At 43.9% G+C, this 15,883-nt stretch carries 15 protein-coding genes; 10 read left to right on the top strand and 5 right to left on the bottom strand.

Features of this window, described 5'->3' with window-relative positions; genetic code table 11:
* The first annotated feature begins 1 nt into the window (after nt 1).
* Nucleotides 2-625: a methylthioribulose 1-phosphate dehydratase gene (gene mtnB, locus P5683_RS06795; protein WP_008057024.1), complete on the top strand. Its 624-nt coding sequence runs from the start codon at nt 2-4 to the stop codon at nt 623-625.
* Between the two features lie 313 nt (nt 626-938).
* On the top strand, nt 939-1,568 hold the full coding sequence (locus P5683_RS06790) for a precorrin-8X methylmutase (RefSeq protein WP_006621572.1): 630 nt from the start codon (nt 939-941) through the stop codon (nt 1,566-1,568).
* On the opposite strand, the gene P5683_RS06785 is transcribed toward P5683_RS06790, so the two are convergent.
* Nucleotides 1,565-2,272, bottom strand: coding sequence for a phosphate ABC transporter permease (locus P5683_RS06785; protein WP_235677553.1), 708 nt, complete (start codon nt 2,270-2,272; stop codon nt 1,565-1,567). The genes P5683_RS06790 and P5683_RS06785 overlap by 4 nt on opposite strands.
* Before the next feature lie 102 nt (nt 2,273-2,374).
* Entirely contained in the window at nt 2,375-3,202 is an 828-nt protein-coding gene (gene dapB, locus P5683_RS06780; RefSeq protein WP_006621574.1) for a 4-hydroxy-tetrahydrodipicolinate reductase, read from the bottom strand.
* Between the two features lie 119 nt (nt 3,203-3,321).
* Here dapB and P5683_RS06775 point away from each other — a divergent pair, with 119 nt between their 5' ends.
* The 5 genes from P5683_RS06775 to P5683_RS06755 all read left to right on the top strand — a co-directional run bounded on the left by P5683_RS06775 (nt 3,322) and on the right by P5683_RS06755 (nt 10,010).
* The gene (locus P5683_RS06775) at nt 3,322-5,859 is read left to right on the top strand and encodes an EAL domain-containing protein (protein WP_315644858.1); all 2,538 of its coding nucleotides are present in this window, start codon (nt 3,322-3,324) and stop codon (nt 5,857-5,859) included.
* A 111-nt stretch (nt 5,860-5,970) separates the two neighbouring features.
* Nucleotides 5,971-7,104 (top strand): redoxin domain-containing protein, encoded by a 1,134-nt coding sequence (locus P5683_RS06770; protein ID WP_006621577.1) that lies wholly within the window; start codon nt 5,971-5,973, stop codon nt 7,102-7,104.
* A gap of 66 nt (nt 7,105-7,170) precedes the next feature.
* Entirely contained in the window at nt 7,171-7,926 is a 756-nt protein-coding gene (locus P5683_RS06765) for a nuclease-related domain-containing protein (protein ID WP_315639550.1), read from the top strand.
* Nucleotides 7,927-7,938: 12 nt separating this feature from the next.
* Nucleotides 7,939-8,913 (top strand): ABC transporter ATP-binding protein, encoded by a 975-nt coding sequence (locus P5683_RS06760; protein ID WP_315639551.1) that lies wholly within the window; start codon nt 7,939-7,941, stop codon nt 8,911-8,913.
* A 65-nt stretch (nt 8,914-8,978) separates the two neighbouring features.
* Nucleotides 8,979-10,010 (top strand): ABC transporter ATP-binding protein, encoded by a 1,032-nt coding sequence (locus P5683_RS06755; RefSeq protein WP_006621580.1) that lies wholly within the window; start codon nt 8,979-8,981, stop codon nt 10,008-10,010.
* Between the two features lie 2 nt (nt 10,011-10,012).
* Here the strand turns inward: P5683_RS06755 and P5683_RS06750 are convergent, their stop codons facing one another.
* Nucleotides 10,013-10,210 carry a heavy-metal-associated domain-containing protein gene (locus P5683_RS06750; protein WP_006667876.1) on the bottom strand — a complete coding sequence of 66 codons (198 nt, stop codon included), beginning with the start codon at nt 10,208-10,210 and terminating at the stop codon, nt 10,013-10,015.
* 193 nt (nt 10,211-10,403) lie between these two features.
* Here P5683_RS06750 and P5683_RS06745 point away from each other — a divergent pair, with 193 nt between their 5' ends.
* The 3 genes from P5683_RS06745 to P5683_RS06735 all read left to right on the top strand — a co-directional run bounded on the left by P5683_RS06745 (nt 10,404) and on the right by P5683_RS06735 (nt 13,807).
* Nucleotides 10,404-11,081 (top strand): class I SAM-dependent methyltransferase, encoded by a 678-nt coding sequence (locus tag P5683_RS06745; protein ID WP_315639552.1) that lies wholly within the window; start codon nt 10,404-10,406, stop codon nt 11,079-11,081.
* Between the two features lie 7 nt (nt 11,082-11,088).
* Complete coding sequence (locus tag P5683_RS06740; RefSeq protein WP_006667878.1) at nt 11,089-12,033, top strand: alpha/beta hydrolase; 945 nt, start codon at nt 11,089-11,091, stop codon at nt 12,031-12,033.
* A 61-nt stretch (nt 12,034-12,094) separates the two neighbouring features.
* On the top strand, nt 12,095-13,807 hold the full coding sequence (locus P5683_RS06735) for a DUF262 domain-containing protein (protein ID WP_006621584.1): 1,713 nt from the start codon (nt 12,095-12,097) through the stop codon (nt 13,805-13,807).
* Nucleotides 13,808-13,833: 26 nt separating this feature from the next.
* Here the strand turns inward: P5683_RS06735 and P5683_RS06730 are convergent, their stop codons facing one another.
* Both P5683_RS06730 and P5683_RS06725 read right to left on the bottom strand, forming a co-directional pair.
* Nucleotides 13,834-14,718 carry a fructosamine kinase family protein gene (locus P5683_RS06730; protein ID WP_006621585.1) on the bottom strand — a complete coding sequence of 295 codons (885 nt, stop codon included), beginning with the start codon at nt 14,716-14,718 and terminating at the stop codon, nt 13,834-13,836.
* A gap of 110 nt (nt 14,719-14,828) precedes the next feature.
* Entirely contained in the window at nt 14,829-15,725 is an 897-nt protein-coding gene (locus P5683_RS06725; RefSeq protein ID WP_008054651.1) for an AEC family transporter, read from the bottom strand.
* Nucleotides 15,726-15,883 lie beyond the last annotated feature (158 nt).

The raw sequence follows: 15,883 nt of genomic DNA, 5'->3' as shown, positions 1-15,883 counted from the left end.
AATGAATACAGACCCCCGTGAATCTTTAATGGAAGCATCTCGCCAATTTTATCAGCTAGGATGGATGGCTGGGACGGCTGGCAATTTGTCCGCTAGGGTTGAAGATGGCAGTTTTTGGATTACTGCTAGTGGTAAACAAAAGGGGAAATTGGTAGCTGATGATTTTGTGCGAGTGAGTCTCACGGGGGAATTGTTGGAAACGCCCAATCCTGAGAATAAACCCTCAGCCGAAACCAGTATCCATCAGGCGATTTATTCCTGTTTTGCTGATGCTAGAGCCTGCTATCATGTCCATTCCGTGGAAGCGAAATTAGTGACTAATTTTGTGGAAGGGGAAAAATTGCCTTTACCTCCGATTGAGATGTTAAAAGGTTTGGGGGTGTGGGAGGAAAATCCCCAGGTGTTTATGCCAGTTTTTCACAACCATTTACAGGTTCCCAAAATCGCTCAGGAAATAAGCGATCGCTTTCACCGAGAGACCCCCCAAGTCCCGGCTTTGTTAATTCGTAATCATGGCGTGACTGTCTGGGCTAATTCCGCCGCCGAAGCCGAAAATCATGTAGAATTAGCCGAATATATTTTCAGATATATTGTAGCAGCCCGTCAGGTAGGCATCAAGTTTTAAAATCCGAGTATTTGGGAGGCAAATAATCGGGGTAATTATCAGCCAATCAAGAACCGATCAAGAGAAAGCGCGATCGCCATTTGTGAAGTACCCCACCCTGCCACCAATCCCATTTTACCCTGAGAAACCTAATTTCTGCCATACTTGACCATGGCCAGCTATTTCCTGAGTCAAGTTAGCCTGGAACTGCCCTAAATCCCAAATCTTTGATAAGATACCCCCATAACCGATAATAAACAGGCGCAACCAGCGCAACTGTGGTTCTGGCTAACACCGGAACCAATTATAGGACACCCAACAGCGGCGAGTCAGGATGGAATGGCATATCACCGATGCCCAAAGTTTGGGTATCATCGATCGCGAAATCGGTACTCATGTGTTTTCACCCGCAGAGTACGAAATTGTCCGGCGGGTGATTTACACCACAGCCGATTTTGAATATAAAAGCCTTGTGCGCTTTTCAGACCAAGCCCTGCAAGCCGGAGCAGCGGCCCTAGCTGCCCGTACTACAATTATAGTAGATGTACCCATGGTGCAGGTGGGTATCACTCCCCAAATTTTGTCAACCTTTGCTAATCCAGTGTACTGTTCCCTGGACACAGTGACCCGACCCCAACGGGAAAAAAGTCGCACGGCTTGGGGTATTCAAACCCTAGCGAAACGTTATCCAGAGGGAATTTTTGTGATTGGTCAGGAACAAACGGCCCTATCAGCCTTAGTAGATTTAATTGAGGCTGAGGAAATTAAACCCGCCTTAGTGATTGCTACGCCATCGGGGTTTGTGGGGGCGGATGTAGCCAAATCGCGCTTAAATGATTCTATGGTATCTCATATCCGTATAGACGGCCGCAAGGGTAGTTCAGTGGTCGCTGTAGCCATAGTTAATGGCTTGGTAGACCTAGCTTGGCAAGCCTACGGGAGAAATGAGTCAGGGGGGAATTAATCATAAGCCTGCTGACGGGGAGAAGGACTCCGACGAGGCGATCGCGATTTGGGACGACCATAACGCGATCGCATCTCCCGGGTAATTTCCATAAACATATCCCGCCGCAAATAGGGATATGACCCCACCCAAATATTTTGGCTAGGAATATACACATCAGACACCTCATTAATGCTGCTGAGGTCATCCAGGTAGGAAGTTACCAACATCACCGCCACCTGACCCCGACTCAGTCGTTTATGGTTGCGGTTAAGGGGGGCTTCAATTTTCACCACAAACCCGGTTTTATCCCCCACTTCTACATTAATCCGCCGCTCTAAGTTTTCAATGATAATTAAATCACCTTTAGAGTTAACCGATTCTTGCTCATTAGTCACCGCTTCCGAAATATAATAATCCAAAACTTTGCCCTGCCAAAATCCACAATAGGGATATTTGCGAAACTGGCGATTTCGTATACTAGCATCCCAAATGGGACCCCACAGCCAGTACAAAGCAAACATCACCAAAGGAATTAACAAAATTTGCCTGCCTTCAAATTGTACTGATAATTCCACTAAGGCGAGAATCAACGTTCCCACAGCGGAGACTAACAATCTTCTGATGAATTGTGATGGCTTCCCCCAACAGTGTTGATACTGTTCGCTAGTAGCCACAGCCGGAACCAGTTCATGGAAAGTTTGACGGGTGAGTGGAATTAGCATATAATTAGCACCATAAATGAGCATAGCCTAATCGAAGCCAGGGCGGGTAGTAATTAATCATCCATTATCCATTATCCATGATTAATTATCGATTATCCATGATCAGAGAATTTTCTCTAATCCATAAACCAGACTTTTCAGTGATAAGACTTGACGAATTGCCAGCAAGACACCGGGCATATAGCAACCGCGATCGGTGGTATCATGGCGGAGGGTATAAATTTGACCAGCCGCCCCAAAAATTACCTCTTGGTGAGCAATCAAACCGGGTAAACGGACACTATGAATGCGGATTTGTTCATCAGCGATCGCACCTCTAGCACCGGGTAATTGTTCCGTTTCTTTAACTTGGCTTTGGTTATAGGTTTTCCCGAACTCTGCCAGCATTTGCGCGGTTTTAACCGCCGTGCCGCTAGGTGCATCAGCCTTTTGATTATGGTGTAACTCAATAATCTCTACATGGTCAAAATATTGAGAAGCAGCGATCGCCGCCTGTTGTAAAAGTACAATGCCGATGCAAAAATTAGGGACCAATAAACATCCCATGCTGGCTTTATCAGCAAATTCGGCCAAATCCTGAATTTTGGCTTCACTTAACCCAGTAGTCCCCACCACTGGACGGACACCATAGGCGATCGCCGCCCGAATATTGTCATATACTGAGTCTGGGTGGGTAAAGTCCACCATCACGGCTGGCTGCTTTTCCTGAGCCGCCATAACCAGCATTCCTTCGCGATCGTTTGTAATCGGGATCTCTAAAGGTTCAATCCCCGCGAGACTTCCAGCATCTTCATTCAGATAAGCCGGATTTTTATCAATGGCCCCCAACAGCGTCATATCCTGTGCAGCAGCCACCGCTTTGACCACTTCTCGACCCATTTTACCGCCAGCACCATTGACCACCACTGGAATTGGAAATTGACCTACCATGACTTTAAACCAGAAATATCCTTTATTAGACTATCAAACCATTTTGTGTCTATCCAGGCTAGAGAACTGCCCCATCGAAATTGGTATGATAGAATCAGGTAGTCCATTTCTGCTGATTAATGCTGCGTCACAACTCTGGTTCCCAATGGTCACCGCTATCTAAATGGCGATTGCTAGTCTTACGGATGACTCCGCCATTGTGGTTGATTATCAGCCTCACCAGCACCTTATTATTAACTGGTATTAAACTCAGGGGAGATTTGCAACCCGTAGAATTGAGGTTGTTTGACGGGTTAGTTCGCCTCCGACCCGAATCCGAACCTGATGACCGGATTTTGATTGTCGCTATTACTGAATCAGATATTGCCGCCCAAGAACAATGGCCCATGTCCGATGCCGTATTAGCCCAAGTTTTAGCTAACCTACAACAGCATCAACCCAGAGCGATCGGTTTAGATATATATCGGGATCTACCTCACCCACCCGGTAGCGCCGAACTAAGTCAACAGTTCCAGGCTCCTAATATATTTGGGATTACCAAAATTGGCAACCCCGACAATCCCACTATTCCCCCCCCTCCTCAACTACCACCCAAGCAAATTGGCTTTAATGACCTAATTCTCGACCCAGACGGAGTAGTGCGCCGCCAACTCTTATTTGCTGAATCTGAGGGAAACACTTTTTTTTCCCTGGGTTTACGATTAGCACTACATTACCTAAAATTTGAGGGTATCGAACCCCAAAATTATCAGCAAAACCCCGAATATATGGAGTTAAATAATCGGGTATTTGTGCCGTTAAGGTATCATCATGGGGGCTACTCCAATATTGACGATCGCGGTTATCAAATCCTGCTCAACTATCGGGGAGTTCAACCCGCACCCGTCGTCACCTTGAGCGAAGTTTTGGCCGCTACAGTTTACCCAGATTTAATCACTGATAAAATTGTCTTAATCGGAGCCACCGCCCCCAGTATTAAAGACGAATTTTTTACCCCCTATAGTGTCAGAGAATCAACCGCACCCAAAATGCCAGGGGTTTTTATTCATGCCAATATAGTTAGTCAGATTTTGGGGGCAGATTCTGGCAATTCTCCGGCTAATAATTTATTCTGGTTTTTGCCTCAGTGGGTAGAACTTATCTGGTTGACTCTTTGGGGAATTGGCGGCGGTTTTCTGGCTTGGCGAATCCACCATCCAGGAATGCAAGGATTGTACTTTTTCCTGGGGATATTCACGATTTTTGGCGCTACCTACGTCCTGTTTTTATTCAATGCTTGGATTCCCCTAGCCTCTCCGGTTTTAGCCCTGACTTTAGCCGCTACTGGGGTGATTGCTTATAAACAAATTCATAACTTCCTGCATGATTCCTTAACCGGATTGCCTAATCGTTCCCTATTTCTCGATCGCACTCAACAAGCGATCGCCAAGTCTCAACGGAATAAATCTATCTGTGGCGTATTATTTATTAATGTCGATAATTTCCGCCTAATTAATGACAGCTTAGGAGATTTAGCCGGAGATCAACTGCTCATCCAATTGGTAGAAAGACTCAAAAACTCCGTTCTATTAGGGGATACTATAGCACGTTTAGGCGCTGATGAATTTGCCATTTTGCTGCGGAATATAAAATCAGTAAATAATGCCACAATCGTGGCTGAACGTATCCAAACAGCCTTACTTTCTCCCTTTATTCTCAATGGTCATGAGGTATTTAAAACCGTGAGTATTGGCATTGCTTTAGCCGATACAGCCGAAACTCGCGCCGAAGATTTACTCCGTAATGGTAATACCGCCATGCTGCGGGCGAAGTCTCTCAAAAATATTCGATATCAAGTATTTGAACGCACTATGCAGGTCGGTGGTTTGGATCGCCTGCAATTAGAAACTGATCTGCGTTTAGCCGTAAGCCGTGGGGAATTTGTCATGTATTATCAACCTGTAATTTCCTTAAAAACTGGGGAAATTGTCGGCTTTGAAGCCTTAGTGCGTTGGCAGCATCCTCGTCAAGGTTTGGTGACACCAGAACGGTTTTTAAAAGTCGCTAAAGAAACCGGATTAATTATTCCTATTGGTCGCTGGGCTATGCAAGAGGCTTGTCATCAATTGGCAATTTGGCAGCAGTCCTTAAAATCAAATTGTCAGATTATTGTGGGGGTGAATTTATCAGGCAGACAGTTTATTCACCCTGATTTAGTTGACGAAATTAAGGGAATTATTCAAGATTCAGGTATTGACCCCAGTGGCTTACGATTGGAGATTACAGAAAGCGTGATTATGGATGATGTCGAAGCTACTATTCGCCTACTTCATCAGTTGAAGAATTTGCAAATCAAGTTAAGTATTGATGATTTTGGCACCGGGTTTTCCTCCCTAGGTTATTTACCTCGTTTTCCCGTGGATGTCCTGAAAATTGACCGCTCATTTATTGCTCATATTGGGGAAGCCACCGAGGTGGAAAATTTGGCAATTGTCAGAACTATTTTGATGTTGGCACAAGCCTTAAATTTAGATGCGATCGCCGAAGGAGTAGAAACCTTTGAACAATTGGAACAATTGCGATCGCTCGGTTGTGAATATGCTCAAGGTTACTATTTCCAAAGACCTATATCTGCTGACCATGCTACACAATTCTTTACATCTCATCCCCATTGGTAAATACCTTTTCGGGAACCAATCCCTTAATCTTTACGTCAGTGAATAGGTTGATTTTTTGACTACCTATTTGATTTAGGTCACAAATATCTAGGAGTTTAGTATTTTGATGTCATGGTTCATTCTGCTTCTATTCTCACCGTAGGCGATCCTGCCCCCTGGTTCAGTTTGCCCGACTCCAACGGCAAAAATATTGTTCTCCGTTCCCATGCCGGGAAACCAATTCTGTTAGTATTTTATGCAGGGGATCAAATCTCAGAATGCGAAAAAATCGCTTGTCGATTGCAGGATATTATGTCAATGTGCGATCGCTTTGATCTTCAGATTTTTAGCATCAGTCTCAACCACCCCTCAACTCGCAAAACCTTCGCCGAAAATCATCACCTTACCTATTCCTTACTCTCCGATTTAAAAGGAGAAGTTAGCACCAGATACGGAGCCTATATTTGCGACGGAAAAAATAGCAACACCATCGTTTATAACCGTGTCGCTTTCCTGCTCGATCCCGGTCTTCGCATTCTCAAAATTTACCCATTACATCCCCTCGAAGAATTTACCCAAAAATTCCTAGGAGAAATTCAAGATTTAGTCGCCCAAGAACCTCCTCGACTCATTGAAATGCAGGCTCCTGTCTTGCTAATTCCTAAAGTTTTGGATTTACGTTTATGTCGGGAACTGATCAAGATTTGGGAAACTCAAGGTAATGATGAATCCGGGTTCATGAAAAGAGAGGGAGAAAAAACCGTCGGCTACGTTGACCCCAGTTTCAAGCGACGGCGCGATCACTTTATACAGGACGGACCTGTTAAAAATTACATCGATTCTATTATGCAGCGGCGGGTATTTCCAGAAATTCTGCAAGCCTTTCAATTCCAACTAACTCGCCGTGAATGCTACAAAATAGGCTGCTATGATAGTGAATCAGGGGGCTTTTTCCGACCCCATCGAGACAACACCACTGGGGGAACATTGCATCGGCGATTTGCGATGACTATTAACCTTAATACTGAAGAATACGAAGGGGGTTGTTTAAGATTTCCTGAACACGCACCCCATTTGTATAAACCTGCCACAGGAGATGCTATCATATTTTCATGTTCTACCATGCACGAGGCTACTGATGTGACATCAGGGCGACGTTTTGCCTTGCTTTCTTTCTTCTATGGTGATGAAGATGCCGAAAGACGCAATGCTTACGAAAACCGGGTCAGAAATGATTACAGTCGTGTCATTAAGCTGAATGCTTAATTAAGCATCATTTGGGGGGCTAACTTAGCTCCCTATTTGATCAAGTTTAATCAGGGTGATCATTATATGAAAGTTCTAAAACAGTCCCCATCTCTGAAAGCCAAATTTAAACAAAATATTAATCGCAAAGTATCCAGCCAACGGGAGGAAGCTAGTCAGGCTTGGGGTGGTGGTTTCTTGGGGATGATAGGCGCAGGAGTATTTGAATTTAAACAAATCCGAAATCAAGTTAAGGGTAGTTTAGGGGAAAATTTAATTGCTCTGTTGCTGATGACATTTCCTGACAATTGGGTATTATTTAAAAATGCCCTGATTCCTGCTACTGCTGGCAGTTTAACAGAAATTGATTTGCTATTGATTGGGAACCGAGGTATTTTTTTAATTGAAGTGAAAACCTGGAAGGGTTCCTTGGCGGGAAATCAAGATAACTGGAAACGGCGCGAGGGTTCCCAGTGGGTTCCTGTATCTAACAGTCCTACTTCCCAAAGTCTCTATCATCAACAGATGTTTCAGCGGTGGATTTTTTCAGAAATCCCTGGCTTACCTACTGATTGTATCACTGCGCCTGTGGTTTTTCCTATAGCTAAATGGGTGGGGGCTAAAAATTGTTCTGTGCCAGTTTTAACCAGTATGACAGATTTGATATCCATGATCTGGAAATCTCCCGAATATCTGACAGATGAACAGGTTTTGAGGATTAGTAAACATATCCAAGAATATGAATTGTCACCCGTATCTAAACCGCAACCGCAACCGCAACCAGAAACCAAGCCTAAGCCTAAGCCTAAGAAGCCTAAGCCTAGGTTAAAAAAAGATATGTAAAATCAATTGTTGATGATGACCTCACCACTGCTACAAGTTAACAATTTAGAAACTCGTTTTATTACTAATGATGGGGTAGTTAAGGCTGTTAATGGCATTTCCTATCATATTAATCCTGGGGAAACTCTTGGCATTGTCGGGGAATCTGGTTCGGGGAAAAGTGCCGGGATGTTATCAATTTTGCGGCTAATTTCTGACAATTCTGGCGGGATTACCGGGGGGGAGATTTGGTTTGAAAATCAGGATTTACTTAAATTAAATAAATCGGCATTAAGAAAAATTCGGGGTAACCATATTTCCATGATTTTTCAAGACCCGATGACGTGCTTAAATCCGGTTTTAACTATTGGTAAACAAATTACGGAGGCTATACAATTACATTGCGGCGCGACTAAATTAGAGGCAGAAAAACAGGCGATCGCACTTTTAGAAAAGGTGGGTATATCACCAGCCAAACGCCGACTTGGTAGCTATCCCCATCAATTATCTGGGGGAATGCGACAGCGAGTTATGATGGCGATCGCTTTAGCCTGTCATCCCAAATTATTAATTGCTGATGAACCGACAACGGCTTTAGATGTCACTGTCCAAGCCCAAGTTATTGAGATGATTCAACAGTTGCAAAATGAAATGGGAATGGCGGTAATTTGGATTACCCATGATTTAGCACTTTTGGCGAGATTTGCCGATCGCATTTTAGTCATGTATGCAGGTCAAATTGTGGAAGAAGCGCCGGTTAATCAACTCTATAAGCATCCTCGTCACCCCTACACAATGGGATTGTTAAAAAGCCTCCCCCGTCCTGACTGCGACATGGGAGAGACTCTCGCGGCTATCCCAGGGACTCCCCCAGATTTGATTAACTATCCTCAAGGTTGCCCGTTTGCGCCTCGATGTCAATATGCGATCGACCGTTGTTTTCAGGAAGATCCGGTTTTAGAATTAGTTGCCACCCATCATCAAGTCGCCTGTTGGGTTAAACCATGACTTGACAAAAGGATGATTTTATGCTAGTTAAAATCTATCTATTTTCTTGGAATGTTTGAGACCTGATGGTTGCCAAAACACAGCCCAGTAACCCAGAAACCGATACCCTATTAAGGGTTGATAATTTGCAGGTACACTTTCCGGTCACTGGGGGGATATTTCGACAGAAACAGGTAGGGATAATTAGGGCAGTAGATGGGTTAACATTTGCCATAAAACGGGGTGAAACTCTTAGTTTAGTTGGGGAGTCTGGCTGCGGGAAAAGCACCACAGGTAAAGCGATTTTACAGCTTCAACCTCCCACAGGTGGCCGGGTTTATTTTAATGATATTGAACTGACTAAATTAGAACCCGAAAAGTTGCGAGTTATGCGCCGCCAAATGCAGATAATTTTCCAAGACCCCTACGCCTCCCTAAATCCGCGTATGACCATTAAAAAAATCATTGGGGAACCCCTATTAATTCATGGATTAGCTAAGGGTGAATCCCTGATTCATCGAGTGGAAGAGTTATTAGAATTAGTGGGACTAAATCGGCAATTTATTAATCGTTATCCCCACGAGTTTTCGGGTGGTCAAAGACAGCGAATAGCTATAGCTAGGGCTTTAGCGGTTGACCCGGATTTTTTGGTCTGTGATGAACCGATCGCCTCTTTGGATGTTTCTATTCAAGCACAGGTAGTGAATTTAATGCGATCGCTACAAAAACGCCTAAATTTAACCTATCTATTTATCGCCCATGATTTAAGTGTAGTCCGCTACATTTCCAGTCGGGTAGCAGTCATGTATTTAGGTAAAATCGTCGAAATAGGGGAGTGCAATTCTGTCTATGATTATCCCCTTCATCCCTATACTAAAGCCTTACTTTCTGCTGTCCCTATTCCTGACCCAGAAATCGAAGCCAAACGGGAAAGAATTATCCTGAAAGGAGATGTTCCCAGCCCTTTATTACCCTCCTGTGGATGTCGATTTTATAGCCGCTGTCCTTCCGCGCATTTAGTTGGCGATCGCTGTCGGGTCGAGGAACCCCAATTGCGAGAAATTAATCCCGGACATTTTGTTTCCTGTCATCTATGGGATTCCCAAAACCCTCCATAACCCTAGGATTCTGTAGTGTGACCAGCTTTAGCGATCGCCGCCTTTAGCGCCGCCTCAGAAGCCGTTGCTTCCACAGTCACCACCTTTGTATTTAAGTCAATATTGACAGTAGCATCACTATCAACACTATGAATAGCCTTGGTTACACTGTTAGCACAAGCATCACAAACCATTGAAGAAACCGTAAGTTTTATGGTCATAACTAGCCTCGCAAAATACTCGCAAAATACCTGTATAGTATAGCATTACCCTAGGATTTTACCATTGTCTTCACAGAAATATCCTGAAATCGAGGTAAATATCATAACCTGATACCCGCCGAATCACACTAATAGGCTATAATGGTAAATATCCACCCCTAATCAATGTTAAATTCTAGTCTTAGGTCACATCATGTCCCTAGTTCCTCCTAATGATATCAGACAAAAAATTCGAGAAATGGTCGAAAATTCTCAATCCCATCCTACCGCATGGTTTGAAACCCTTTATGCTGAATCCCAAGGCGACCCATCCTTGATTCCTTGGGCTACCTTAGCGACTCATCCCCAACTAGAAAAATGGCTAGAAAATCAGGCAATTGAGGATAATAATCAAACCGCTTTAGTGTTAGGTTGCGGGTTAGGAGATGATGCAGAAGCCTTAGCAGATTTTGGCTTTCAGGTGACGGCTTTTGATATTTCTCCAACAGCGATCGCTTGGTGTCGCCAAAGGTTTCCTAATTCTCAGGTAAATTATACAGTCGCGGATTTATTAGACCCCGATCCTAACTGGCTAGAAAAGTTCGATTTTGTACTCGAATCTCGGATTACTCAATCCATGCCTTTGGAAGTCAGATCCCAAGCAATTAAGGCGATCGCCAATCTGGTAGCCCCCCATGGTATTTTATTGTTAATTACCCGATTTCGTGACACCGAAGCCGCACCGGACGGCCCCCCATGGCCTTTGTCAGAGGCAGAATTATCGGCATTTAAAACCTACGGCTTGACCGAAATCAATCGCCATAAATTTGTCGCCGAAAACCGTCCTGATGCCCAGCAATTATGTATTGAATATCGGAAAGATGTTTTTTAATAAATAGATGAACCATTCAGTTAATCCCGAAACCCAATCATTTCTCAATCATGTATTGGCAGCTAATCACCCCCCAATTAGTGCCATGGAACCCGCCGAATTGAGAAACCTTAATAAGATGTTTGTTAAAGCCAGTCACCCACCGGAAGCGATCGCCAAAGTCGAAAATCGCACCATTGCGGGTCCCGCTGGAGAATTACCAATCCGCATTTACACCCCCAAGGGAAATCAACCTTTTCCGGTTCTAGTTTATTTTCACGGTGGCGGTTATGTAATCGGTAATTTAGACATGGTAGATAGTATTTGTCGCAGCCTCGCCAATGGCGCAGAATGTGTGGTTATATCAGTAGACTATCGCCTAGCACCAGAACATCCATTTCCAGCCGCCATTGAGGATGGTTTGACCGCGACTGAGTGGGTTTTTAATCAGGCTAAAACTTGCAACTGGGATAGCGATCGCATTGCGGTGGGGGGAGAAAGTGCGGGGGGAAATTTAGCGGCGGTGGTAGCCTTAAAACGGCGAGATCAAAAACTAGCCCCCCTAGTTTATCAATTGTTAATTTATCCCATAACTCAGATAGAAATTGATAGCGAATCTCGCCGCCTATTTGCGGAAAATTACTTTCTGAGAACGGATAGTATTAAGCATTTGTGCAGTTTTTATATCACCAACCCTGCCGATAAAAATAATCCATATTCTTCCCCCCTGTTAGCGGAAGATTTATCAAATTTGCCTCCCGCTTTGATTATCACGGCGGAATTAGACCCCCTACGCGATGAGGGACAGGCTTATGGCGATCGCCTCCAAAAAGCCGGAGTTCCCGTGAAAATATCTTGCTATCCAGGAACCATTCATGCTTTCATTAATTTAGCCGGATTTATCAGTCAAGGACAGGAAGCACTAGCCGAATGTGCGATCGAATTAAAACAGAGATTTTCCCATAAAAGCTAATCCCATTTATTCTGCGCCAATTGACCCGAATTTAATCATCAGCCAGAGGTGATAATTAATCATGGCAACCCTAAATTTCCACACCACCAACACCACCTTCCGCCAACTTCTGGGTAATGGCTTAATCTATCATGTACCTCCCTTTCAGCGTGACTATTCCTGGGGAAATGACGAATGGGACGACCTGTGGCAAGATCTGACTGCTTTATTTGAAGAAGATAGCGAACCCGCTCATTATATGGGCTACCTCGTGCTACAATCATCTGATAGCAAACACTTCGATATTATTGATGGTCAACAACGAATGACTACCATCAGTATTATGATCCTGGCTGGTTTGTCTTATTTACAAGATTTAGTTAAGGCGGACTTGGATGCACTCAACAACAGTCGCCGCCAATACCAACTGCAAAATAGCTACATTGGTTATGTCGATCCCGTCACCCTCATTCCCCAATCAAAACTCAGACTAAATCGCCATAATGATCGTTTTTATCAAACCTACTTGGTTCCCCTAGAACCCCTCCCCCAACGAGGTCTAAAAGCCTCCGAACATCAACTACGCCAAGCATTTATTTGGTTTAAAGACAAAATCAGAGTCCGACTGGGAAATCAATCTGATAGTGGACAAAATTTTGCGGCTTTTATTGATTCCCTAGTAGACAAACTCTTTTTTACTGTGATCACCGTTACAGATGAATTGAACGCTTTTAAGGTTTTTGAAACTCTCAACGCCAGAGGGGTGCGTCTTTCCGCCACTGATCTACTCAAAAACTATGTCTTCTCACTAATTAATAACGCAGATACTCATGAGCTAGAAATGCGTAGCCTAGAAGATAAATGGGAGAGGATTGTTGGTTTATTGGGTAGTGAGAGTTTCCCGGAATTTCTGCGTATTTTTTGGAATAGTCGCCATAGACTTGTCCGTAAATATGATCTGTTCAAAACCATTCGACGACAGGTGAAAAGCCGTAAAGATGCCTTTGGCTTAGTCCGCAGTTTGGAGCATGATGCTGGAGTTTATGCGAGTCTTGGAGACCCATATTATGCCAGTTGGAAACCCGAGGAAAAACAAGCATTAAAGCAACTGTTAATGTTTCGTGTGCGTCAGCCTTTGGCAATACTTTTAGCTTGTTATCATCAATTTTTTGACAACGATAGAGATGCCTTTACCCGCATCCTGAAAGCGATCGCTGTGATTTCATTTCGCTATAATGTTATTTGCAACTTGCAGACCTATGAACAAGAACGTTTGTATAATGAGATTGCTGTGAAGGTTTCCCATGGTCACTATAAGACTGCTGAGGAAGTTTTGGCGGCGCTGGGTGTTGTGTATCCAGATGATAATCAGTTTAAGGGAGCTTTTACTGAAAAAGAACTCCGCACTACCGACACCCGCCATAAGAAAATTGTCCGCTATATTCTCTTTGAAATTGAGAAACAGCGCTCCGGGAAAGCGTTTGATTTTGAGAGTTCCACCTATAATTTAGAGCATATTCTCCCGGAAAATCCCTCGGATGCCTGGGCTTATATCGAGGAAAGTAAACAGGAACGCTTAATCTACCGCCTCGGTAATATGACCCCCCTCGAAGCGACTAAAAACCGTGAAGTTGGGAATCAGGATTATGGGACTAAGCGGGATGTTTATGCGGAGAGTGATTTTCAAATTACTAAAGCGATCGCTGAACATTATGATACCTGGGATGAACATAAAATTGAGTCTCGGCAAAAGCGATTAGCTGCCATAGCTGCTGGCATTTGGCGCATTGGGTAAATTGACAAGATCAGCGACTAAATTCTTTAACGTAAAATTTGCTGAATCATCTGATTGGCTTGGGAACCATAACCGCCACCAAATAGGTTAAAATGATTCAAAATATGGTAGAGATTGTAAAGAATTTTGCGGCGAGAATAACCGGAGTCTAAAGGGTAAACTTGATTATAACCCTGATAAAATGCGGGGGAAAATCCGCCAAATACTTCGGTCATGGCGATATCAACTTCTCGATCGCCAAAATAGGCAGCCGGGTCAAAAATGACTGGTTCTCCATCATTGGTAACAGAGGCATTACCCCCCCATAAATCCCCATGAACTAAAGCAGGTTTAGGGTGATGACCGGACAACAATTCTGGTATTTTGTCAAGTAGGCGATCGCTATTTTCAAACGATCCTCCCCGCCGTCTAGCGAGTTTCAGTTGATAACCAATGCGATGATCTCGCCAAAATTCTCCCCAGTCAGTCGTCCAGGTATTAATTTGGGGAGTTGATCCGATAGTGTTGTTGATATCCCAACCAAATTGCTGAGATCCGGGATAGTCTCGCGGGGGAGTCCACTGGTGTAGTCGCGCCAATTGTCGCCCCATTTTCTCCATAGCCTGAGAATTGCTACGACCCCCTAGCTCTAACCATTCTAGGACGATATAAGCAGAATTGCCAGCAGTACCCCAACAAATGGGTTTAGGGACGCGAATAGTTTGGGTTTCCCACATTTGTTTAACTCCCAAGGCTTCCGCTTCAAACATGGCAACTTGAGAGGCGCTATTGAGTTTCACAAAATAGCTGCGATCGCCATGAGTAAGGCGATATCCCTGGTTAATGCAGCCGCCACCTACAGAAGTAGGGTTGTTGGCTTTAAAGGTTTGGGAGGTAGCAGTGGTTATGTGTTCGCAAATTTGATTCCACATGGTAATTTTTAGCGATCGCTTTCAGTCTATATTTTAGATCAACTGTGACTCAGCTCTGAATAACCCATTGGGATTATGGGAATTTCTGCCATGAAATCGAGGAGCAGATTTTAGGCGATCGCCTTAATTCCCCATAACACCAAAGGCAGAGTTAGGAATGATAATATAGTAGAAACTACCACCACGCGAGCGGTGCGTACTTGGTCGCCGCCAAATTCATTAACCATCAGAAAAGCCGTGATAGCTGTTGGCATAGCACTCTGTAAAATTAACACCTGTAAATCTAAATCACTCAGTCTTAATAATGAACCGACACTATAGGCAATAATCGCACCACCGATTAATCTGAGAAAACTGGCTCCCACTTCATAAAGGCTAATTTTCCACTGACTTTCGGCAATTTCTAAGCCCAACAATAACAAGCCGAGGGGAATAGCCGATTCCGCCACCAAATTCAATCCATCATCAATATTAAAAGGTAATTTTATCTGAAGTGCGTAAAGTACCAAAGCCGCGATAATTGACCAAAATAGCGGTAATTTGAGGGTAAATTTTAAGGACGATTGCCAACCTCCCCCTTTGATGATAGCTGGCGCTGTGATTAAAACCACTAAATTCCAGGCGATTAAATAAACAATCGCCCTTTCTAGTCCGGCTTCTCCTAAAGCTAAGAGGGTGACAGATAACCCCATATTGCCAACATTTGATAGGGAGGTGGTGGCAATTAAACTTTTTTCCGTTGACCGAGACAGGTTTAAATAACGTGCGATCGCCCAAGCTACCAAACACAATAATATATAAGTCAAAATAAACCCTATCCCCATTCCCGCCATATTTTGGGGGGTCAGAGTGGTTCTATATAGTGTGTCAATAATCAGTATGGGAAACAGAACATACAGCAGCAAACGGGAGATGGTTTGGCGATCTATGATCAGGGTTTTCCCGGCAATAAAACCAATCAGAACAATGCACCCAACGGGGATAACAGCAGAAAATAAAGCAATCATCAAAGGTAGTAAAGGCTGCAAAAAACAGCCAGATCTGATCTGACTGCTATACTTTGGCGATAGTCTAACGCAACTTTCGACAATTGGGGAAGGTTAATGGGTGATTCACGTAAACCTCTTGGGAGCGTGGAAGCCCCGTGTCTTTAGACCGGGGAGGA

The organism is Limnospira sp. PMC 1279.21 (genome assembly GCF_032349615.1).
GTDB lineage: Bacteria > Cyanobacteriota > Cyanobacteriia > Cyanobacteriales > Microcoleaceae > Limnospira > Limnospira fusiformis.
Note: the sequence above shows the minus strand (reverse complement) of the source record. Positions and strands in the feature narration are given on the sequence as shown.

Bases quoted from the DNA above. Each gene is read 5' to 3' on its own strand.
- P5683_RS06755 (WP_006621580.1), top strand. From the start codon at position 8,979: ATGGTTGCCAAAACACAGCCCAGTAACCCAGAAACCGATACCCTATTA.
- dapB (WP_006621574.1), bottom strand. From the start codon at position 3,202: ATGGTAGGTCAATTTCCAATTCCAGTGGTGGTCAATGGTGCTGGCGGT.
- P5683_RS06730 (WP_006621585.1), bottom strand. From the start codon at position 14,718: ATGTGGAATCAAATTTGCGAACACATAACCACTGCTACCTCCCAAACC.
- P5683_RS06790 (WP_006621572.1), top strand. From the start codon at position 939: ATGGAATGGCATATCACCGATGCCCAAAGTTTGGGTATCATCGATCGC.
- P5683_RS06765 (WP_315639550.1), top strand. From the start codon at position 7,171: ATGAAAGTTCTAAAACAGTCCCCATCTCTGAAAGCCAAATTTAAACAA.
- P5683_RS06785 (WP_235677553.1), bottom strand. From the start codon at position 2,272: ATGCTAATTCCACTCACCCGTCAAACTTTCCATGAACTGGTTCCGGCT.
- P5683_RS06770 (WP_006621577.1), top strand. From the start codon at position 5,971: ATGGTTCATTCTGCTTCTATTCTCACCGTAGGCGATCCTGCCCCCTGG.
- P5683_RS06745 (WP_315639552.1), top strand. From the start codon at position 10,404: ATGTCCCTAGTTCCTCCTAATGATATCAGACAAAAAATTCGAGAAATG.
- mtnB (WP_008057024.1), top strand. From the start codon at position 2: ATGAATACAGACCCCCGTGAATCTTTAATGGAAGCATCTCGCCAATTT.
- P5683_RS06775 (WP_315644858.1), top strand. From the start codon at position 3,322: ATGCTGCGTCACAACTCTGGTTCCCAATGGTCACCGCTATCTAAATGG.
- P5683_RS06740 (WP_006667878.1), top strand. From the start codon at position 11,089: ATGAACCATTCAGTTAATCCCGAAACCCAATCATTTCTCAATCATGTA.
- P5683_RS06725 (WP_008054651.1), bottom strand. From the start codon at position 15,725: ATGATTGCTTTATTTTCTGCTGTTATCCCCGTTGGGTGCATTGTTCTG.
- P5683_RS06735 (WP_006621584.1), top strand. From the start codon at position 12,095: ATGGCAACCCTAAATTTCCACACCACCAACACCACCTTCCGCCAACTT.
- P5683_RS06750 (WP_006667876.1), bottom strand. From the start codon at position 10,210: ATGACCATAAAACTTACGGTTTCTTCAATGGTTTGTGATGCTTGTGCT.
- P5683_RS06760 (WP_315639551.1), top strand. From the start codon at position 7,939: ATGATGACCTCACCACTGCTACAAGTTAACAATTTAGAAACTCGTTTT.